General features: G+C 52.2%; 20 protein-coding genes. 7 read left to right on the top strand and 13 right to left on the bottom strand.

All coding sequences use genetic code 11. The annotated features are described in order from the left end of the window. Positions 1 to 58: 58 nt before the first annotated feature. Complete coding sequence (locus ABNS49_RS05315) at positions 59 to 967, bottom strand: transcriptional regulator (RefSeq protein ID WP_135981367.1); 909 nt, start codon at positions 965 to 967, stop codon at positions 59 to 61. A gap of 744 nt (positions 968 to 1,711) precedes the next feature. Here ABNS49_RS05315 and ABNS49_RS05320 point away from each other — a divergent pair. From ABNS49_RS05320 to ABNS49_RS05330, 3 genes are all read left to right on the top strand, one after another. Next, positions 1,712 to 1,891 carry a hypothetical protein gene (locus tag ABNS49_RS05320; RefSeq protein WP_168353671.1) on the top strand — a complete coding sequence of 60 codons (180 nt, stop codon included), beginning with the start codon at positions 1,712 to 1,714 and terminating at the stop codon, positions 1,889 to 1,891. Positions 1,892 to 2,286: 395 nt separating this feature from the next. Next, complete coding sequence (locus tag ABNS49_RS05325; RefSeq protein ID WP_289108309.1) at positions 2,287 to 2,763, top strand: hypothetical protein; 477 nt, start codon at positions 2,287 to 2,289, stop codon at positions 2,761 to 2,763. A 72-nt stretch (positions 2,764 to 2,835) separates the two neighbouring features. Then, entirely contained in the window at positions 2,836 to 3,084 is a 249-nt protein-coding gene (locus tag ABNS49_RS05330; protein WP_135980734.1) for a hypothetical protein, read from the top strand. Between the two features lie 134 nt (positions 3,085 to 3,218). Here the strand turns inward: ABNS49_RS05330 and ABNS49_RS05335 are convergent, their stop codons facing one another. The 12 genes from ABNS49_RS05335 to ABNS49_RS05390 all read right to left on the bottom strand — a co-directional run bounded on the left by ABNS49_RS05335 (position 3,219) and on the right by ABNS49_RS05390 (position 14,865). After that, positions 3,219 to 4,241 (bottom strand): Gfo/Idh/MocA family oxidoreductase, encoded by a 1,023-nt coding sequence (locus ABNS49_RS05335; RefSeq protein ID WP_135980733.1) that lies wholly within the window; start codon positions 4,239 to 4,241, stop codon positions 3,219 to 3,221. Next, entirely contained in the window at positions 4,238 to 5,644 is a 1,407-nt protein-coding gene (locus tag ABNS49_RS05340) for a HAMP domain-containing sensor histidine kinase (protein ID WP_289197274.1), read from the bottom strand. Before ABNS49_RS05340 ends, ABNS49_RS05335 begins: the two co-directional genes overlap by 4 nt. Before the next feature lie 3 nt (positions 5,645 to 5,647). Further along, on the bottom strand, positions 5,648 to 6,307 hold the full coding sequence (locus ABNS49_RS05345; protein ID WP_135980731.1) for a response regulator transcription factor: 660 nt from the start codon (positions 6,305 to 6,307) through the stop codon (positions 5,648 to 5,650). Between the two features lie 14 nt (positions 6,308 to 6,321). Then, complete coding sequence (gene glmM, locus ABNS49_RS05350) at positions 6,322 to 7,656, bottom strand: phosphoglucosamine mutase (protein WP_135980730.1); 1,335 nt, start codon at positions 7,654 to 7,656, stop codon at positions 6,322 to 6,324. Between the two features lie 4 nt (positions 7,657 to 7,660). Next, a complete protein-coding gene (locus ABNS49_RS05355) occupies positions 7,661 to 8,440 on the bottom strand; it encodes a CdaR family protein (RefSeq protein ID WP_135980729.1) in 780 nt (259 codons plus the stop codon). After that, positions 8,430 to 9,359 carry a diadenylate cyclase CdaA gene (gene cdaA / locus ABNS49_RS05360; protein WP_135980728.1) on the bottom strand — a complete coding sequence of 310 codons (930 nt, stop codon included), beginning with the start codon at positions 9,357 to 9,359 and terminating at the stop codon, positions 8,430 to 8,432. Before cdaA ends, ABNS49_RS05355 begins: the two co-directional genes overlap by 11 nt. 32 nt (positions 9,360 to 9,391) lie before the next feature. Beyond that, positions 9,392 to 10,159, bottom strand: a complete 768-nt coding sequence (locus ABNS49_RS05365; protein WP_135980727.1) for an HAD-IIB family hydrolase — start codon at positions 10,157 to 10,159, stop codon at positions 9,392 to 9,394. Between the two features lie 54 nt (positions 10,160 to 10,213). Then, a complete protein-coding gene (locus tag ABNS49_RS05370) occupies positions 10,214 to 11,773 on the bottom strand; it encodes a gamma-glutamyltransferase family protein (protein ID WP_135980726.1) in 1,560 nt (519 codons plus the stop codon). A 69-nt stretch (positions 11,774 to 11,842) separates the two neighbouring features. Further along, a complete protein-coding gene (locus ABNS49_RS05375; protein ID WP_135980725.1) occupies positions 11,843 to 12,415 on the bottom strand; it encodes a TVP38/TMEM64 family protein in 573 nt (190 codons plus the stop codon). A 124-nt stretch (positions 12,416 to 12,539) separates the two neighbouring features. Continuing rightward, entirely contained in the window at positions 12,540 to 12,704 is a 165-nt protein-coding gene (locus ABNS49_RS05380) for a rubredoxin (protein ID WP_135980724.1), read from the bottom strand. A 68-nt stretch (positions 12,705 to 12,772) separates the two neighbouring features. Further along, entirely contained in the window at positions 12,773 to 13,699 is a 927-nt protein-coding gene (locus ABNS49_RS05385; protein WP_135980723.1) for a 3-hydroxyacyl-CoA dehydrogenase, read from the bottom strand. A 62-nt stretch (positions 13,700 to 13,761) separates the two neighbouring features. Continuing rightward, positions 13,762 to 14,865 (bottom strand): amidohydrolase, encoded by a 1,104-nt coding sequence (locus tag ABNS49_RS05390; RefSeq protein WP_135980722.1) that lies wholly within the window; start codon positions 14,863 to 14,865, stop codon positions 13,762 to 13,764. 369 nt (positions 14,866 to 15,234) lie between these two features. Between ABNS49_RS05390 and lysA the strand changes: the two genes are divergently transcribed. The 4 genes from lysA to dapB are packed head-to-tail and all read left to right on the top strand — an operon-like array spanning position 15,235 to position 18,893. After that, the gene (gene lysA / locus ABNS49_RS05395) at positions 15,235 to 16,518 is read left to right on the top strand and encodes a diaminopimelate decarboxylase (RefSeq protein WP_135980721.1); all 1,284 of its coding nucleotides are present in this window, start codon (positions 15,235 to 15,237) and stop codon (positions 16,516 to 16,518) included. After that, entirely contained in the window at positions 16,515 to 17,309 is a 795-nt protein-coding gene (dapF, locus tag ABNS49_RS05400) for a diaminopimelate epimerase (RefSeq protein ID WP_135980720.1), read from the top strand. The genes lysA and dapF overlap by 4 nt, the downstream gene beginning before the upstream one ends. Next, positions 17,302 to 18,186 (top strand): 4-hydroxy-tetrahydrodipicolinate synthase, encoded by an 885-nt coding sequence (dapA, locus tag ABNS49_RS05405; protein WP_135980738.1) that lies wholly within the window; start codon positions 17,302 to 17,304, stop codon positions 18,184 to 18,186. The genes dapF and dapA overlap by 8 nt, the downstream gene beginning before the upstream one ends. Continuing rightward, entirely contained in the window at positions 18,183 to 18,893 is a 711-nt protein-coding gene (gene dapB / locus ABNS49_RS05410; RefSeq protein ID WP_135980719.1) for a 4-hydroxy-tetrahydrodipicolinate reductase, read from the top strand. The genes dapA and dapB overlap by 4 nt, the downstream gene beginning before the upstream one ends. Positions 18,894 to 18,900: the final 7 nt, after the last annotated feature.

Here is an 18,900-nt window from a genome sequence, read left to right on the forward strand (position 1 = left end):
GGTGGAACCGTCCGTTCCTTGTTTTGATTCCCTTTTTGCTTCATATCTCATCCCTTGTTTAATTTGTTGTCAGCTCAAAATCCTCGGGACCGCTCCCTTCCACAAGCACGTGGAGAGGATGGCTTTTTCCCCATGCCGGATCTTCGTTCGCTTTCTTTTTCCATTGTTCGAAACAGGCGACGAATCCGTCGTGAAGCAGTCCTTCCGCTTTCTTTCGAACCCGAATCGCTTCTTCTTTCGTTTCAAACGAGCCTAAATAATATTTCACTTTCTGAAAATTGATTTGGGCGATCCACTTTCCTTTTTGTTTTCGCACGCCCGTGCATCCGCTCGAGTTGTCTTTCCGTACCGTTTTGGAACGCAGCACCTCGACACAAGTGTGGTCGATATAGTGCATGTACGATCCTGGCCCTTCCTTTTCAGTTTGCAAACAGCCGCAGCTTTGCGTATTTCCGCTTGTCAGCAAATTGGCAGCCACTTCCGTTTCGTTGCCACAATCGCACCGGCAAGTCCAGACGACGCTGCCATGATCGCGACGATCCGTTGGATGGATCGCTGTTAGTTTGCCAAAACGCTTTCCCTTTAAATCGACTTGCGCGCCCTTTCGCTCGCAGCCACAGCTTCGTGTCGGATTTTTTCCAGTCAAGTGATTCGTCGCCACCAAAATGACGTTGCCGCATTCGCATTGGCATTTCCACAAATAGCAAGATCCTTTCTTTTGATCGAGCCGGTTCAGCACGGTCAGCTTGCCGATCTTCTTTCCCTTCAAGTCTTTTGTGTTTTTATACTTTCTTGAACATCCGCAACTCTTCACGAGTTCACGCCGGATCTTGTACCCTTCCAGTAAAATGGTCTTTCCGCAATCGCACCGGCAAGCCCATAGCGTGTTTCCCCGCTTTTTCTCTTCCGTCTTTCGAATGACGGTTAGACTTCCAAAGCGATGGCCGGTCCAATCTTCTTTACGCATTGTCATCACCTCGCCCTTTCAAGCCAGTGATGGAATCTCTGTCGTTTTCGCAGAGTTCTATACTCTGTGAAACTCTTTCTCCATTTCCTTTAGGAAAAACGTTTTTTCCGCTTTTCCAAATGTTTGACTCGAATTTTGACGGCTTAAACTTTTTTAATGATTAATTGTGTTTTTTTGACAGAATTCGTTATTGGCACAAAAAAATAAATCATTCGCTTCATTTTTCCAGAAAACCATGGTTCCATTTTCTTTCCAAACCATTCGTTTTGTGATTTTTTTTTTTGAAAAAGAGAGAAGAAAACAAGCGAGAAAGGAATGCAATCCTTTTTAAAGTTTGTAGATTTTGACTCGAATTTTGACGGCTTATAAATCGAAAAAGAGAAATAATACGGTAAAACAGTCAGTATATCTTGATAATTCACCAAAATTTCTTTCTATTTCTATAACATTTTGTGAGAATCGGGTTTATTTTATGGAAGTTTTTGTGCTAAAATATGTTCGCTTAGTATAGAACTCTGCGAAAAAAAACATTGTGTTGACGCGCAATGTTTTTTTCATGTTTGTCGTGAAGATAATGTATTAGACGTAGTTCTTTCAAGGTGTATTTTGAATTTGATTTTGCAGAATTGAATTGTTATAATCTGGAAGAAACGTTTCAAACCAATTCATCTATTTATTTTTTTATTCCATTTAGATGGTTTTTCAAATAATTTTATCCACCCAACGAAAGGAAACCAACTTTTCATGCCCAACAAAGATTTATGTGAAAAAGATCTTTTGCGTGTTCCGGCTGTATTCGCTTCCTTGGTGAATCTCCTCCTTTTTGACAACAAAAACGTTATTCAGCCCGAACAAATTCGCTATCTTGATTTCTCTGCGCACTTTTTTTCAATCGTCGCCTTCATCCGCTTTATCATGATGTAGGGGCAATCGTTCTTGGTTCGAAACACAACCTCCCTTTTCTTTTTTGTTTCGAAAACCAGACACATTCGGATTGGTTGATGCCGGTTCGGATCTTCTGCTATATGGCAGCCGTGTTTTTGTGGCAGATTCGCCAAATTCGCGCGACGCGCAAAAACAAGGATCCCGACTTTCCATTGGAGTGCCTCATCCCTTGCGTTATTTTTACCCTTCATTACGGTCCTTATGTTTGGAAACCAAAGTCTTTTCGACAGTTGTTTCGATACGACGCCTATCCATACTTGCAACCCTTCCTGAGTGATTATAAAATAAACATAGAAAATATCGCTTGTTGGGATCGTGGAAAGATCGCGTCGATCCATAGCGACTTTCGCTTTGTCGCGGATTACTGTAGACAAATGCGAGAAAGTGGCGGAAAGACATACGACCCGCCCACGGAGTGGTCGATGGAAAACGTAGAAGAAACGCTGATGACGCTGGCCGCCTTTTCGAAAGATGGCGACTTGAAGAAAGCGCTCTACCAATTTATTGAACAGTTTAAATTTTATGAACAGAAAGGAGTTGTTACGATGTCCAGTGTAATCGCCCATATTGAAGAACGCGGAAGAAGAGAAGGCATTTTGGAAGCAAAAAAACAGTTTATGGCGGAAAAGAAGATCTGGGATCTGGAAAAGAAATCCTGGAACCAGGAGAAGAAGTCCTGGAGCCAGGAAAAGAAAGATTTAACGCAGGAAAGCGGCGAAATGCTGTCCACCCTTGTCATTCTCGCCCAGAAAACAATGATCGAGCTTGGATGCAGCGCCCAAAACGCCTGCGCCCAGCTTGGCTATTCCGACAGCATTTGCCAAAAGGTGCTTCCCTTTCTTATCAGCTAATATCTGGAAAAAAGCCCGCTTGGAATAAAACGTGAATCCGTCTTTTGAACAATACAAAAAGGAGTTGTTACGATGTCCAGTGTAATCGCCCATATTGAAAAACGTGGAAGAAGAGAAGCGGAAAAACAGTTTCTGGCGGAAAAGAAATCCTGGAGCCAGGAGAAGAAAGATTTAACGCAGGAAAGCGGCGAAATGCTGTTCACTCTTGTCATTCTCGCCCAGAAAACAATGATCGAGCTTGGATGCAGCGCCCAAAACGCCTGCACCCAGCTTGGCTATTCCGCCAGCATTTGCCAAAAGGTGCTTCCCTTTCTTAATTGATTGCAAAGAAGACGTCCATTGCCGACGCCTTCTCTTTTCTTTTGAAAACAACATAAGAAAAATGGAAGAAGTTGATCTCCTTCCATCGTTGAAAATGCATATTTTTCAGGTTTTCACCAAGAAGTCGTTGGCTTTTACAACTCTTCTTTTGTGTCGAATCGAAGATTTCGCTGCCGCTTGGCTTCATCCAGCAATTCCATGACCTTCAAAGTCTGCGCTTTGTTCGCTTCATAGCTTTGAGTATCGCGCCTGCGAATCATCGCCTCAAAATCGCTCAACTCATAAAACATATGGAATCCCTGGTCGATGCCGATTTCTTTTGTCGTTTCACCGCGCTCTGTCTTTCCAATCGAATCGCCTTTTGGAAGCAGCAAATCGACATGCTCGCATACCCCGCTGCTGGCCCGATCGACCCGAATGGTGCCTTCATCGCCTTGAATGTACACGCTATACGGGGAGGAGCTGTCTTTGGCGCCCGTGCACACCGCCACAAATTCCGGATACTCCAACACGAGAACGCCGCTCGTGTCGATTCCATTGTAGCCAATATTCATAAAATAATGCAGCGAATCCGGACAGCCAAATAATCCAACCATAAAATGCAAATTGTACACGTTGATATCCATGAGCGCACCACCCTCGAACTTCAAGTCGAACGCGTTCGTCACCTGCCTGTTTTTGTATTTGTCATAGCGCGAGGAGTACTGCGAGAAATTGCACTGCACCAGCTTCACGTTGCCAATCGCCGGCAAGTGCGCCTGCACCGCCTTGAAGTTGGGCGTATGCACATTCGTAATCGCCTCCATGAGAAACACGCCATGTTGCTCGGCAAGCGCGAACAGCTCTTCCGCCTGCTCTTTCGTCGCGCAAAACGGCTTTTCAAGCAACACGTGCTTTCCAGCCGCCAGCGCGCGCTTCGCCTGCGAAAAATGAAGCGAGTTCGGACTCGCCACATACACCACGTCCACCGCCGGATCTTGCAGCATTTCATCCAAATCCCAATACGCCTTGTCCGCCTTGTGCTTGGCGGCAAACGCGTTCGCCTTTTCTTCGGTTCGAGAATACACGGCATACAAATTGACGCCATTGACTTGCGCGATCGCGTCAATCATCCGATCCACGATCACACCCGATCCAATCGTCGCGATATTGATCATCCTTTTCTCCCTCTCTTTATCGTCCGCTTATGCGGTTTGTCCCGGTAAATACGGAAACATACGCCATCCTCCGTATTGTAGCCCTTCACCTGGTAGTTGTTGGCCTTCGTCACTTTGGACACGATGGAAAGCCCCAGCCCGAACCGGCCGCCCTCGCCTTTCTCGTATGGCTTGAACAACGTGTCGATCCTGTCTTCCGGCATTTTCGGTCCGTCGTTGTAAATGCGCAAATCGTTTTCACGCACCACGATCTTGATGTACGATTTCGCGTACCGGAACGCGTTCTCCATAATGTTTTCAATCGCGACCCGCCACGCCTCGATCAATCCATCGAAGAACACTTCCTCCACATCGGTTTCCAGACGGATATCCGGATCAATGACTGCGGAATTGAGCACTACTTGCTCCACCACTTCCTTCATATTCGTCACGACCCCTTCGCAATCCGACGTAATCAAATATTCTACGCGGTTCAAATACAGCAAATTGTGCACCTTGTCCTCAAGCCGCTGCGCGTTATCCAAAATCACATCCACGCTGCTTTCCAAATCCCCGTACGGATAAATGCCGTCCTTGATGGATTCCGAATACGACTTGATCGTCGCGATCGGCGTCTTTAAATCATGCGAAATGTTGTGAATCATTTCCTCTTTGGATTTTTCCTGCTTCGTCAGCTCTTCCTTCATCGAAATCAGCTCGTGCGCCACGTCGCCAATCTCGTCTTCCCGGTTGATATTCAGCTCGACATCCTTGCCCTGCTTGATTTGCGAAATATACAGCCGGATCTGGTTGAGCGGATGGATGATCGAAAACGCCCAAAGCATGAGAATCATCAAAATAAGCGAAAACGCCACCACCGTCACATACACCGTCGAGTCAATCAACGAAGAGCGAAACTCGCTAGCGTACGTGTCGTCCATAAAGCTGGCCACCACGACTTTCTCTCCGTTGGAAACGCATTTTTCCATCAAATAATAATACGTGCCGTCATCCACGCGAATAGTGCCATAACTTTCGTTCTGGCTCGTGGAGGCGACAAGCGCCCGGGCATGCGTGATCAAAAAATCGTAAAATTCCATCGTTTTAAACTCATGCGCCGGAATCGTTAAAAACTTGATTTGATCGCCTTCGATCAAGCAGTTGGTCTGAATGGAATCCGTCGACAAATATTGAAAAAGCTGGTTTTCAAAATCCACCGGCTCGTTCGCCTCCAGCGCGCTGATAATTGGCTTCTGTCTGGAATCCATGACGCTGTACATTTGATTGGAAATCGTCACCTCGATGTTTTTATTCATAAAAAACGTGAAGAACAACGCCAGAAAAATGAGCATCAGCAATATGATCATCAGCACCTGCTGCGTCAGCGACAGCTTCTTAAAGTATTTTCCAATCGAATTTGGCATAGCCTATCCCAACCGGTATCCATACCCGTAAATCGTATGGATGTTGAGGTTTGGCAGCTTTTTACGCAAACGACGCAACGTGTCGTCCACGACCCGGTCCGAGCCAAAGTAGTTCTCGTCCCACACGTTTTCCAAAATCTTGTCCCGTGAAAAGGCGATTCCCTTGTTTTTGATGAACATCATCAGCAAGTCGAACTCTTTGGTCGTCAGCTCGATCTCCACGTTGTCCGTGTAAATCTTGCGCTGCACCTCGTCCAGCTCGTATCCATCCACCGAAATCCGGGTGCTGTTGTCCTTATAGGTGCGCTTCATAATGTTGTTCACCCGCAAAACGACTTCCTTTGGCGAAAACGGCTTCGTAATGTAGTCGTCGCAGCCCTTCTCCAACCCGATGATGCGATCAAACTCCTTGTCCCTTGCCGACATGAAAATGACCGGAATATCCGGGGCTTGCAGGCGAATCGACTCAAGAAGGTCGAACCCCGACTTGTCGTCCAGCATGATGTCCAGGATCCAAAGGTGGACATCGTCGTCGCCGACGTGCGCACTCGCCTCTTCATACGTGTAGTATGAATGCACCTCGTACCCGTCTTTTCGCAAATACTGCGCGACCAAATTGTTGATATCCCTTTCATCTTCCACGATATTTACTACTCGTTTCATAGTTCTCTCTCCTGTTAAAATCCTCGTTCCTGAATATAGTTGACGACGCGATCCACATATTCTTTGCACAACGCGTCGGTTTTGGCTTCGACCATGACCCGGATCAGCGGCTCCGTTCCGCTTGGCCGCACCAGGATCCGTCCGTCCCCATTCAAGTCCTCGTTGACGGATTCGATCACCTTTTTCAACTCTTCGTCGTCAAGCACGACTTTCTTGTCCTTGACTTTCACGTTTTCCAGCAGCTGCGGGTAAATAAACAAGCCCTCCGACAGCTCCTGAATCGTTTTTCCCGACTCTTTCATCGTTTCCAGCAGCTTGAGCGCCGTCAGCAACCCGTCACCCGTCACCGCATGCTCATAGAAAATGATGTGGCCGCTTTGCTCGCCACCCAAATAATAGTCGTTTTTCTGCATTTCCTCGAAAACGTACTTGTCGCCCACGTCGGTTTGGGTATAGTCGATCTTCGCCGCGTCCAGCGCCTTGTACAACCCCAGGTTGGCCATCACCGTCGTCACGACCATGTTCCGGTTCAAATGGTTTTTCTCCTTCAAGTGCTTGCCGCAAATGTACAAAATGTAGTCGCCGTTAATCAGCTCGCCATCCGAGTTGACCGCAATCAGCCGGTCAGCGTCCCCGTCAAAGGCAAGACCCAAATCGTAATCGTTTTCCTTCATCATCCGCACAAGCGCTTCCGGATGCGTCGAACCGCACTTCAAGTTGATATTGATCCCGTTTGGCGAATTGCTGATGGCCTCCACCGTCGCGCCCAGCGAGCTAAGCGTTTCAACCGCCGTGCTCGTCGCCGAGCCATTCGCCAAATCCACCGCGATCCGCATGCCGCTCAAATCGACCGGAACGATGCTTTTCAGCCACGACATGTAAATTTCCAAGCCGTCCTGCCAGTCGATATACTCACCGATCGCGTCGCCAGTCGCCAACTCCAAATCGCTCTTTTGATCCATATAGTCCTCGATTTGCAGCAGCACGTCCTCGTCCATCTTCTGGCCGCGGTGGTCAAAGATCTTGATGCCGTTGTCGTAGTACGGATTGTGCGACGCCGAAACCATGATGCCGCAGTCGAAGCGCTCCTTGCCGACCAAATACGAAACAGCCGGTGTCGGACATACGCCCAGCAAATACACCTGCGCGCCCGTGCTGGCCGCGCCCGCCGCCAGCGCCAGTTCGAACATATCGCCCGAAAGACGGGTATCCTTGCCAATCAGGATTTTCGCGTGCTTTCCCTTTCCGTAATACCAGCCCAAATACTGGCCGATCCGCAGCGCCATATCCAGCGTCAAATCTTCATTCGCCTTGCCGCGGACCCCGTCGGTCCCAAAATATTTTCCCATATTACTACTCCTTCTCGTTGGTATTGGTTGTTTTCACCTTGACAGCGACTTCCACCGTCGTCGGATTGATTTCGACATTCACCTTGTCGCCATTCGAATCGTACGCCACCAGTGGCGCGTTCATTGAAAAATCGGTCGTCTTGCCCGTCGTGTCGACAATGGCCTCCACCTTGCGAATCGAATCCAGCTGCTCCTGCGTCGCCTTGACGAGCACCGACGACTGGGCCGGCGTCACGCTGTCGAAATCGCTTTTTTTCTGGCCGACCCCGATCAGCAGCTCCGCGTCCACCGGAAACGACTTCGTCAGCTTACGCACCAAATCCACCTCGACCGTCGCCGGATTGACTTGCACGTCGATTTGCTTGGGCACGTTGGACACTTGCAGCGTCGCGACGTTGTCGCCTTCGCCAAAATTGCGCAAGTCCGCCGTCACCACCGCCGCGTTGCTTTGATTTCGAAACGACTGGATGTCGGCCGGATCGCCCGTTAGCGTCAAATCGACCGTCGAAGGCACGCCCGTGATTTCATAGGTTTCGGTATCCGCCTTGATCTCGACGCCGACGCCCGGCACGTTGAGCGTCGTCAAGTCGTTGTTGAAAAACGTATACCGGATGTCGTCGAAATTGACCGCCACGCAAATGCCCGTCGAAACGAGCAGCGAAACGATGACCGAGCTGCGCTTGTGGTAAATGATCTTGTCGAACAGCTTCGACAGCTTGGAAAACCCCGCCACCGCCAAATGGCTGCATTTGTCGAAAAAGCTTTTCGCCCCGTTACGATCCATGACGTTTTCCTCCTGTATGCGAATACAAATCGACGATTTCCACGGCCTTCACCCGCTCGTCCTCGTTTTTGATCGCCGGCTCGCTTTTGCGCGTCCGGTTCAGCGAAAACGAGCGCGCCGTTTTCAGCACCGGATCGAACAGTGTCGTCTTCGTTTCCGGGACGACGAGCTTGTTCATCAAAAGGCGCTGCAAGCCTTCCGGCTTGTATTGCGTCAGCTGACCGCGCATCGCCACGGAAATATTGCCCGTTTCCTCGCTGACGATAATCGTGATCGAATCCGTGATCTCGCTAATGCCGACCGCCGCCCGGTGCCGGGCGCCGTACTTGCTTGGCAAATCTTTCGTCGTTGGCGGAAAGTACGCCGCCGCGCAAGCGATTTTCACCCCCTGGATGATGACCGCCCCGTCGTGCATCGGCGTCCCGTACTGAAAAATCGTCTTGATCAGCTCGCTCGACACTTCCGAATCCATTTTGATGCCCGTCTCGATGTAGTCTTCCAGCGACTGGGACTGCTGAATCGTGATCAGAGCGCCCGTCTTCAGCTTCGACATCGCCGCGCAAGCGTCCACGAGCTGGTCGATCATGTGCACGTACTCCCCTTCCGATACGTTCATGTTGAAGATCGTCGTCGTCTTGCCCACTTTCTCAAGCATGGAGCGGATCTCGGGCTGAAACAAAATGAGCACCGCGACCACGCCCCAGTTCAAAAAGATGTCGATCAAGTAATTCAATGTATGCAGTCCAAGTACGACCGCGATCACCTTGATCAAAATGATCACGATGATTCCCTTGAAAATCTGAATCGTCCTTGAATTGTTGCGAATGATCCGCAACCCGGAATAAATCAATCCCCACACCACGAGGATATCCAAAATCAATTTGATGATGATCGAAATGTCATTCCATGATCCTTTCATCACACGCCCCCTATTCTGTTTTGAATGAATGGTTAAGCAATCGAATGCAGCAAGCTATGAATCGAGTCCACGACTTCCAGCGCCTGGTTTTGCACTTCTTCCGGCGCCATCGCGATTGCGTAGCTGTTGGCCGCGTTTTCCAGCATCGGGATGTCGTTGTACGAGTCGCCAATCGCGTACACGTCCTGGTCGTCCACCCTGGCAAACTCGATCACGAAATCCAGACCGGTGCTCTTGGACACGCCCTTGGGAACGACGTCCACGACGCAGTTGTTGGCGTACGCCGTCACCGTCGCGCCAAAGAAATGGTTGATTTGCTCCGCCATCTCGTACGCCGCGTCCGCGCTCGACATCGAAACGACAAGCTGGGCGTATTTCCCCATATCCAGCACTTCCTCTTCCGACAAATCCGGCTGCAAATGCGGATACCGGTGATCCGTCACCCCTGGATCGACAACGATTTTGTGGCGATAAAAGCCGTCGTTGACAACATAGCTGGCCACGTTGTCCATTTCCTTCATCGCGTAAATGATATCCACCGCGGTCACATAGTCCAAATAGTTGGCCATCATTTCCTTTCCGGCCGCGTCGAACACCATGCCGCCATTGTTGCTGATGACATAATCGCAAGGCAATCCGAATTTTTTGATTTGTTCGTCGATCGACTGCATCGAACGCCCGGTCACGATCACAAAAAGGTTCCCGTCTTCCTTCCATTGACGGATCGCATCCAAGTCGTCCTGCATGATCCCTTCTCCATAATGCAAAGTTCCATCATAATCGGTTGCTAATAATTTCATGTTGATTTCCTCTCTTGGTTTGTCCCATTTGTTCCATTCTATCACATAATTCACTCAATAGCATCCAATGTTGCTATCGGTCCGCGATTCGCACGCCCCGCAATACACCCCGTTTTCCAGCCGCCACAAAATCTGCCCGCGCCCAAACACGCCGCACTCAGGCTCCACCACGATCTCGTGCCCCTTGGCCCGAAGCGCCGCCACGACCTTTGCGTCAAACGCCGGTTCCACCGCCACTTCCATGCCTTGCTTCCACATCCACCGCGGCGCATCGAGCGCCTCCTGGGGATGCATCGAGAAATCAAGCAGGTTCGTCAGCACTTGCACATGGCCCTGCGGCTGCATATAGCCGCCCATGACGCCAAACGCCGCGACCGGCTTTCCCGCTTTGGACAAAAAACCCGGAATGATCGTGTGATACGTCCGCTTGCCCGGCGCAACGACGTTGACATGCCCGCTTTCCAGCGAAAAATCCGCGCCCCGGTTTTGCAATGAAATCCCGTCCACGACGATGCCGCTGCCAAACCCCATGTAGTTGGATTGAATCATCGACACCATGTTGCCTTCCCGATCGGCCGCACACAAATACACCGTGCCCGAATGCGCCGGGTCGCTCACCCCAAACGCCTCTGAAAGCAAGTCGTCTGTTTGCACCTTCATCGCCAAAGGGTCGCTGACGTACGCCTTGGAATGGACAAACGCCTGCTTGATGGCCTCGATGTGCAAATGGATGGCGTCGGCATCCCGCGTCGCGCACGAAAAGGAGCGCAGCGTGTTGAGCGCCATCAGCGCCGTGATTCCCTGCCCGTTGGGCGGCAGCTCCCATACGTCATAGCCGCGATAGCGCACCGAGAGCGGATCCACCCACAACGTTTCATGGGCTGCCAAGTCCGAGGCCCGCAAAAAACCACCATGCCGCACGCTTTCCTCTTCAAGCCGCTTCGCCAGCGTCCCCGTGTAAAACGCCGCCCCTCGCGTTTGGGCGATCGCCTCCAGCGCCGAAGCGATGGAGGGCAGCTTCACCCACTGTCCCGCCTTGACTTCATAGCCAAACGTTTCAAAATAGCCGTCGTACTGGGCGTCGTTTCGCCAGTCCCGCCTGGCTTTGGCAAGCGCCAAATTCCACATCCGGGCGGTTTGCGCGCCAATCGGATACCCGTCTTTCGCGTATTCGATGGCCGGGGCCAGCACCTGGGCGAACGGAAGCCGGCCAAACCGCTCGCTCATCGCTACCCAGCCCGCCACTGCTCCAGGCACCGTGACAGGCGTCCATCCTGAAACCGGCATCGTTTGGATGGGGCCGTGTTTGTCTTGAATCGCCTCTTGGGAAAGCAGGCCGGGCGACTTGCCCGACGAATTCATGCCATGCAGCCGTCCCTCGCGCCAAATCAGGGCGAAATTGTCGGAGCCAAGTCCGTTGGCTGTCGGCTCCACCACGCAAAGCGTCGAAGCCATCGCGATGGCCGCGTCGATGGCGTTTCCTCCTTCCTGCAAGATCCGGATCCCGGCCGACGACGCCAGCGCGTTGCCGGTAATCGCCATTCCGTTTCGCGCGAACACGCACAACCGCTTTGACGGATAGCGGCTTTCGATATAGTTGTTTTCCTCGTTCATAGTCTATCCCTTTCCTTTTTTTCCATTATAGCGAAAACGGTTGCGCGTTGGCGAAAAAAAAGGCCCGGCCTAGCCGAGCATGGAAAGAAGCGCCGTCAGCGACGTGCTGTACACAAGAAGCGCCAGCGGCTTTCCAAGAACGATAATGGTCGTGAATTTTGTCAGCGACATATTCGTCAGCCCCGCGATCATGCAAAGCACGTCGTCAGGCGCGCACGGCAGAAAGATCGCCGCCGCGAAAAACCAGTCGAATTTTTTCCCCTTGTCCAGCCATGCCACGTATTTATTGTATTGGGCCTCGCTGACAAATTTGAGAATAAACGACTTGCCATAGCGTCTCGCCAGCAAAAACGCGATAATCGAGCCAATGACGAGCCCGGCGTAGTTGTATAAAAATCCAAGCGCCGGTCCAAACGCGATGACGCCGATCGCGCAGCTGATGCCGCCGGGGATGATCGGAATCACCACTTGAACGATTTGAATGAAGATAAAGATCAGCGGCGCCAGCCAGCCTGTCGAGGCCAGAAGATTTTGCAGCGCCGCAGGATTTGTAAAATAGCCTTGCGTGTAAAAATACACGAGCAGGACCACGATTCCGATCGTTCCGATCCATGTTGAAGTTTCCGCGATTTTTTTTGTCATCTGTATCACCTGGTTTTATCTTAGGCTAAAAAAAATAAAGGTTGCCTGTCATGAATCTTAACAATTTCTAACGTTTTTGAAAGAAAAAGAAAAAGCCGAATCAGGCTTTCTCTCCATCGCGTTCTTATTCTTCGACCAGCGAAAACTGGCTCTTGTCTACTAAACAGATCGGACAAACGAAGTCCGCTGGCACATCCGCCCAAGTCGTTCCTGGAGCGATATTACCTTCCGGATATCCTGCTGCTTCGTCATAGATCCATCCGCAAACATCACAAATATATTTTGCCATTGTAGAACATCTCCTTTATGGTTTTTAGTATGCCACACTTGCCTTCTTACATAAAACAGGATGCCCAATCATTCGTATTTGTAAAAGCCTTCCCCGGCCTGGACACCCGTCTTGCCCTCGTCGATTTTTTCCTTGAGCATCGCTGCGATCTTTTCCGTTCCCGGAATGGCCTTGGTAATGTTGTAGGCGGTATCCAGACCGACCACATCCAAAATCCGGAACGGGCCGTACGGCGCGCCGGTTCCAAGCACCCACGTCTTGTCGATCGTTTCCGCGTCCGCCACGTCGTTCACAAGCAAAGACTGGGCCGCCATCAAAAACGGCACGAGCATCGAATTCAAAATATAGCCCGGCTGCTCCTTTTTGAGTTCAAGCGGGATCATTCCAATCGAACGGGCGAAGTCCGACACTTGCGCGAACACCGCCGGATCCGTTTTCGCGTGCCCCATGACTTCCGCGGTGTTGTTTTGCCAAATCGAGTTGGCAAAATGCAAAGCCAAATACCGGCTCGGATCGCGCATGCCCTCGGCAAACGCGCTGGGAAGCATCGTCGACGAATTCGTCGCCACGATCGCGTCCTCCTTCAAAAAAAGCTGGAGGCTTTCGTAAAACGCCTGCTTGGAGCGCGGATCTTCCGCCACGGATTCTACGATCAAATCGGCGTCCCGCACGGCGCGCTCCAAATCCAGCTCGAAACGAATGCTTTCGGCCGCCTTTTGAACGCGCGCCTGCAAAGCGTCGATCTCTTCCGTCCGCAAATCGCGCAAGCCATCCACCAGCCCGCGCGGATACGCGGATTCGCTGCCGCAAAGCGGACGCAGCGCCTCCAGCGTGGAAAGATAAACCGCCTGCAGCCGTTCGAATTTGGGCCGCGCCCGCTCAATCGAGGCCGGGCTGCGAAGCCATACCGTCACGTCTTTTCCTTTGAACGCGCTTTGAAACGCGATCTGGCTGCCGAGAACCCCTCCGCCAGCCACCACAACTTTTTGAATCATTCTCTTTTTCTCCTTCTTTTCATCTATTTGTATTATAGACGAAATCGAAGCGCTTTCATAATTTAAAGCCGGAGTTCTTTCACGATTTTCGTATACAAGTCGATGCCTTTCAGCAGGATTTTCTCGTCGAAATCAAAGCAGGCGTTGTGCAGCGGAATGCCCGTCCCCGTTCCTAAAAAGAAGAAGACGCCCGGCACTTCCTGCTGATAGTAGGCAAAATCCTCGCTAATCATTTCCGGTTCGGGAAGCAAATGGACCGAACGCTCGATGTCTATGACCTGCTTGACCAGATCCGGGTCGTTCATGACGGCCGGGTAGCCAAGGGAAAACTCGAGCTCGATCTTGACCTGGCATTTGCGTTCGATATACGCGGCGATATGGTGCATGTTTTTTCGCAAATCCCAGTAAATATCGTCCTGGAACGCGCGTAGCGTGCCTTCCAGACGCGCGCGGGACGCCACGACGTTGCGCACGTTTCCGCTCTCCATCTTTCCAAAGCGCAGCAGGCGGTAAATGTCGGGATGATACATCTTTTCCATTTCATAGCACTTCAGCAAATATCTCGCGCCGGCCTCCATGGCGTCCAGCCCGTCTTTGTATTTGGCGACATGGCTCGATTTTCCTTCGATCGTGACATTCACCTCACTGGATCTGGCCATGAGCTCGTTGACGCGCGTCGCCACTTGCCCTTCCGGGATCATCGGCCACAAATGGGTCCCGAACACGCACGCGACCCGGTACCGCTCCAAAAGGCCGCTTTCGCAAAGCAGATTCGCGCCGCCCGGACTTTCCTCGCCCGGCTGAAAAATCAGCAGGACATTGTAGTCCAGATCCTCGAAAAAAGTATCCAGTTGGCAAGCGAAGCCAAGCAGCATCGCCATGTGGCCGTCATGTCCGCACGCGTGCATGCGGCCCTCGAACCGGCTCTTGAATTCGACATCCGTCTTTTCCTCGACCGGCAGCGCGTCCATGTCGGAGCGAAACGCGATCGTCTTTTCCTTTTTGGCGTCGAAAAAAGCGACCACGCTTGATTCAATCGGATGCTCGATTTGGCAGTGCAGGCCGCGCAGCTGCCTGGTGACGTATTTGCACGTGAGCGGCAAATCCAGCTCCAGTTCCGGGATCCGGTGAAGATCCCGCCGATATTTTTTCACAGTTTCCAGCATTTGTTTTTTCCTTTCGCAATTTCACGGTTCCATACTATCACATTCTTTTTGCCAGTTTCTATCCGGACCCAAACATTTTCAATTCTTTTCTGAAAATATGCGCTTGGATTTCATACGGCGGTGTGCTAAAATCATACCAATGATAGAGGCGCAAAAAAGACTCCATCCCCTTGAGCAGGCGTGCGTTTGAAAGGCGATGGGAGCGATTTTGCCGAACTGCGAAGCCAGGCGTGGCGGCGCGGTGGGCCAGCGGAAAACATCCGCTGGACTGTCTACCCCGGTAGGAGTGCTATCTTATTGTCATAGTCATTTACTTTATGCCAGTAGGATTCGCGCCTGCTGGCTTTTTCGAAGGAGAAAGAGAACGATATGGAAGAAATCAAAAACAACGCCTTGTACATCGGCGGCGTCCGCGCCCAGGATCTCGCCGATCAATACGGCACCCCCCTTTACGTCTATGACCAGGGCGTCCTTGAAAACAAACTGGAGCAATTCATCCGCTCCTTTCGCTCCGACCGGTTCAAAACGACGATCGTCTACGCCTCCAAGGCGTTTCTTTGCACCGCGATGGCGCGTCTGGCCGACCGCTACGGCATTGACCTCGACGTCGTCTCGGGCGAGGAGCTCTACGTCGCCAGACAAGCCGGCTTTCCAATGGAGCGGATCGTGTTTCATGGCAACAACAAAACCCTGGACGAGCTGAAAGCTGCCCTCGAGTATGGCGTTGGGACGATTATCGTCGACAACGCGCAGGAAGCCAGACGTCTGGCGTCGCTGCCGGTTTCCAAGCCGACGACCGTGCTGCTTCGCGTCAACCCCGGCGTGGAAGCCCACACGCATGAATACATCGTCACGGCGCATGTCGACTCCAAATTCGGCGTGCTCAAAGACGAGACGGACGCGATCGCGGCCATTATCGACTGCGTCGAAGCGAATCCGAACTTGCGCTTCCAGGGCTTTCACGCCCACATTGGTTCGCAAATTTTCGACCGCAACGCATTCAAAGCCGAAATCGAGACGATGGGCCGCTTTCTAGCCGGCATGAAACAAAAAACAGGTCGCGTCTTCCCGATTCTTGATTTGGGCGGCGGATTCGCAGCCACGTACACAAGTGAGGACGCCCCGATTCCCGTAAAGGAAGTCGGCCCGTTCATTTTGGAACAGTGCGCGGCCATCGACGACGAATACGATCTCGGGCTGGAGCGCATCCTCATCGAGCCGGGTCGAAGCATTGTCGCGGAAGCGGGCTACACGCTGTATCGGGCCGGCTACACGAAAACGACGCCCCACAAACGCTATGTCTTTGTGGATGGCGGCATGAGCGACAACATCCGTCCCGCTTTGTATCAAGCCAAGTACCGCGCCGAGGCGGCGGAAAAAATGAACGAGGAAAAAACTGAAACCTACTGCATCGCGGGCAAATGCTGCGAGTCGGGCGACATCGTCATCGAAAACGCCGCGCTGCCACCCATCGAAACCGACGATATTTTGGTTGTGTATACGACGGGCGCCTACGGCTATTCGATGGCATCCAACTACAACTTGCTGCGAATCCCCGCTGTCGTGTTCGTCAAAGACGGCCGCTCGTCGCTTGTCGTGCGCCGGCAGACGCTGGAGGATCTTGTCGCCAGGGATGCGGGGGACGCGTTATGAAAATCCCGTTTTCCAAATACCACGGCTGTGGCAACGACTTCGTTCTCGTGCGAGAAGCCGATGTAATCGGGGCCGACGCGTCCGCGCTGGCCGTGGCGATGTGCGACAGGCACTGCGGCGTGGGGGCCGATGGCTTGATTGTCGTCAGGACCGATCCGCTGGAGATGATCTACTACAACCAGGATGGCTCGCGCGCCCCGATGTGCGGCAACGGCATCCGCTGTTTTTCTCTTTTTTGCAAAGACGATGGCATCGTCGAGACCGACCGGTTCGACGTGGTCACGCTGGCGGGCACGAAAACAGTCGACGCCTTGCCGAATGGCCGGTTTCGGGTCGACATGCAAAAGCCGCAGTTTGAAATCGCGTTGTGCGGCATCGAGGCGCCCATCTGGGATGTCGAAGTGCTTGGCTTGCGGCTGTACACATTGTTCATGTCCACGATCCACACGGTCGTTTTCGTCGAGGACGCGTTCATGGATATCGAATCCATCGGGCGGGCGTTGTGTGAGCATCCCCTGTTCCACGCGCAAACCAACGTGAACTTCGTCCAGATCGTCGACGACAAAACGATCAAGGTGCAAACGTACGAGCGGGGCTGCGGAGTCACGCTGGCGTGCGGCACGGGTGTTTGCGCCAGCGCGTATGTGGCGCACCGCGAAAAAGGGTGCGCGCCTTCCCTTCACGTGTTGATGAAAAAAGGCGCTCTGGATATCCAGATCCTTGCCGACGACACGATCGTCATGCAAGGCCCGGCGAAAAAAATCGCCAAAGGAGAGTATTATGATGACTGAAATGATCAAAGGTTCGATCGTCGCGCTCGTGACGCCGTTCCACGAAGACGGAAGCGTGAATTTTGAGAAGCTCAAAGAGCTGGTGGAGTGGCATGTCGCCAACCAGACCGACGGAATCCTCGTTTTGGGGACGACGGGCGAAAGCTCGACGATGACGCACGAAGAAGACGACAGCGTCGTGCAGTGCGTTATTGAAACGGTCGCCAAACGCGTGCCGGTCATTGTCGGCGCCGGCAGCAACAACACGAACACCATGCTCAAAAAAAGCATCGACTATGAAAAGATGGGCGCGGATCAGCTGCTGCTCATTTCCCCCTACTACAATAAAACAAACGAGGAAGGCATGATTCAGCACTTCAAAACCGTGGCCGACGCCGTCCACATTCCGATCATCCTCTACAACATTCCCGGCCGGACCGGCTGCTCGATTTCCGAACACGCCGTGGCGGTTCTCAGCCAGCACCCCAACATCAAAGGCATCAAGGAAGCGAGCGGAAACCTGTCCTACGCGATGAACATTTCCAAATACCTCCATGACGATTTCGTCATGTATTCGGGCAACGACGACATCATCGTTCCGATGATGTCCCTTGGCTCCAGCGGCGTCATTTCCGTTCTCGCCAACGTGTTGCCAAACGAAACGCACGAAATGGTCCACGCCTATTTGGACGGCGACGCGAAAAAGGCGCTTGCGATCCAGCACCAGTATTTGGATTTGATTCACGCCTTGTTCGTGGAAGTCAATCCGATTCCGGTCAAAGAGGCGATGAACCAGATGGGCATGCAAATCGGCGGCTATCGCCTGCCTTTGACCCAAATGAGCGAAGCGCACAAAGAGCTCATGAAGCAGCGGCTCGAGGAGGCCGGTTTGCTATGAAGGCGCTCGTCGTCGGCAAAGGACGGATGGGACAGCTGCTGAGCGCGCACGCCGATTCGTTCGGCATGCATAGCCTTGGCTGCTGCGACGTTCTCGATCCCGCCCTTCTTTTGGACCACAAAGAGGAAATCGACGTGATTCTCGATTTTTCCCATCCGGACAATCTGGACTGGATCCTCGATGAAATCGAAGGGACGAACATCGCGCTCGTGGAAGGAACGACCGCGCTTTCCGAGGCCCAAAAACAGCGTCTTGCGCAGCAGGCCGCACGCCAGCCGGTTTTTTATTCCGCCAATTACTCGTATGGCGTCGCGGTGTTCCAAAAGCTTTTGAAAACGATCACCCCACTTTTAAAAGACGGGTTCGACATGGAGTTGGTCGAAACGCACCACAATCAAAAAGCGGACGCGCCAAGCGGCACGGCTCTCGCTTTACTTGAGGCGATGGATCCAGACGGCGAGTTTGAGCGCGTGTACGCCCGGGAAGGCGTCGTGGGCAAACGCGGCAAGGAAATCGGCGTCCACGCTTTGCGGGGCGGCACGATTGCCGGCATTCACGAAGTCGACTTTTTTGGCGAGGACGAAACCATCGAGATCAAACACACCGCGACAAGCCGGATGATCTTTGTGAACGGCGCTTTGAAAGCCGCCCGGTTTTTGACGGACCAACAGCCCGGCTTGTACACGATGGACGATTTATTGCGGTAGGAGGACA

This window comes from uncultured Dubosiella sp. (assembly GCF_964018005.1).
Classification (GTDB): Bacteria; Bacillota_I; Bacilli_A; order Erysipelotrichales; family Erysipelotrichaceae; genus Dubosiella; species Dubosiella muris.

What these genes read in the sequence shown, in the direction of transcription:
- ABNS49_RS05355 (WP_135980729.1), bottom strand. Translation starts at nt 8,440, where the DNA reads ATGGATCGTAACGGGGCGAAAAGCTTTTTCGACAAATGCAGCCATTTG.
- ABNS49_RS05320 (WP_168353671.1), top strand. Translation starts at nt 1,712, where the DNA reads ATGCCCAACAAAGATTTATGTGAAAAAGATCTTTTGCGTGTTCCGGCT.
- ABNS49_RS05380 (WP_135980724.1), bottom strand. Translation starts at nt 12,704, where the DNA reads ATGGCAAAATATATTTGTGATGTTTGCGGATGGATCTATGACGAAGCA.
- ABNS49_RS05340 (WP_289197274.1), bottom strand. Translation starts at nt 5,644, where the DNA reads ATGCCAAATTCGATTGGAAAATACTTTAAGAAGCTGTCGCTGACGCAG.
- ABNS49_RS05375 (WP_135980725.1), bottom strand. Translation starts at nt 12,415, where the DNA reads ATGACAAAAAAAATCGCGGAAACTTCAACATGGATCGGAACGATCGGA.
- dapF (WP_135980720.1), top strand. Translation starts at nt 16,515, where the DNA reads ATGAAAATCCCGTTTTCCAAATACCACGGCTGTGGCAACGACTTCGTT.
- lysA (WP_135980721.1), top strand. Translation starts at nt 15,235, where the DNA reads ATGGAAGAAATCAAAAACAACGCCTTGTACATCGGCGGCGTCCGCGCC.
- ABNS49_RS05325 (WP_289108309.1), top strand. Translation starts at nt 2,287, where the DNA reads ATGCGAGAAAGTGGCGGAAAGACATACGACCCGCCCACGGAGTGGTCG.
- ABNS49_RS05335 (WP_135980733.1), bottom strand. Translation starts at nt 4,241, where the DNA reads ATGATCAATATCGCGACGATTGGATCGGGTGTGATCGTGGATCGGATG.
- ABNS49_RS05345 (WP_135980731.1), bottom strand. Translation starts at nt 6,307, where the DNA reads ATGAAACGAGTAGTAAATATCGTGGAAGATGAAAGGGATATCAACAAT.
- ABNS49_RS05370 (WP_135980726.1), bottom strand. Translation starts at nt 11,773, where the DNA reads ATGAACGAGGAAAACAACTATATCGAAAGCCGCTATCCGTCAAAGCGG.
- dapA (WP_135980738.1), top strand. Translation starts at nt 17,302, where the DNA reads ATGACTGAAATGATCAAAGGTTCGATCGTCGCGCTCGTGACGCCGTTC.
- ABNS49_RS05330 (WP_135980734.1), top strand. Translation starts at nt 2,836, where the DNA reads ATGTCCAGTGTAATCGCCCATATTGAAAAACGTGGAAGAAGAGAAGCG.
- ABNS49_RS05315 (WP_135981367.1), bottom strand. Translation starts at nt 967, where the DNA reads ATGCGTAAAGAAGATTGGACCGGCCATCGCTTTGGAAGTCTAACCGTC.
- dapB (WP_135980719.1), top strand. Translation starts at nt 18,183, where the DNA reads ATGAAGGCGCTCGTCGTCGGCAAAGGACGGATGGGACAGCTGCTGAGC.
- ABNS49_RS05365 (WP_135980727.1), bottom strand. Translation starts at nt 10,159, where the DNA reads ATGAAATTATTAGCAACCGATTATGATGGAACTTTGCATTATGGAGAA.
- ABNS49_RS05385 (WP_135980723.1), bottom strand. Translation starts at nt 13,699, where the DNA reads ATGATTCAAAAAGTTGTGGTGGCTGGCGGAGGGGTTCTCGGCAGCCAG.
- ABNS49_RS05390 (WP_135980722.1), bottom strand. Translation starts at nt 14,865, where the DNA reads ATGCTGGAAACTGTGAAAAAATATCGGCGGGATCTTCACCGGATCCCG.
- cdaA (WP_135980728.1), bottom strand. Translation starts at nt 9,359, where the DNA reads ATGAAAGGATCATGGAATGACATTTCGATCATCATCAAATTGATTTTG.
- glmM (WP_135980730.1), bottom strand. Translation starts at nt 7,656, where the DNA reads ATGGGAAAATATTTTGGGACCGACGGGGTCCGCGGCAAGGCGAATGAA.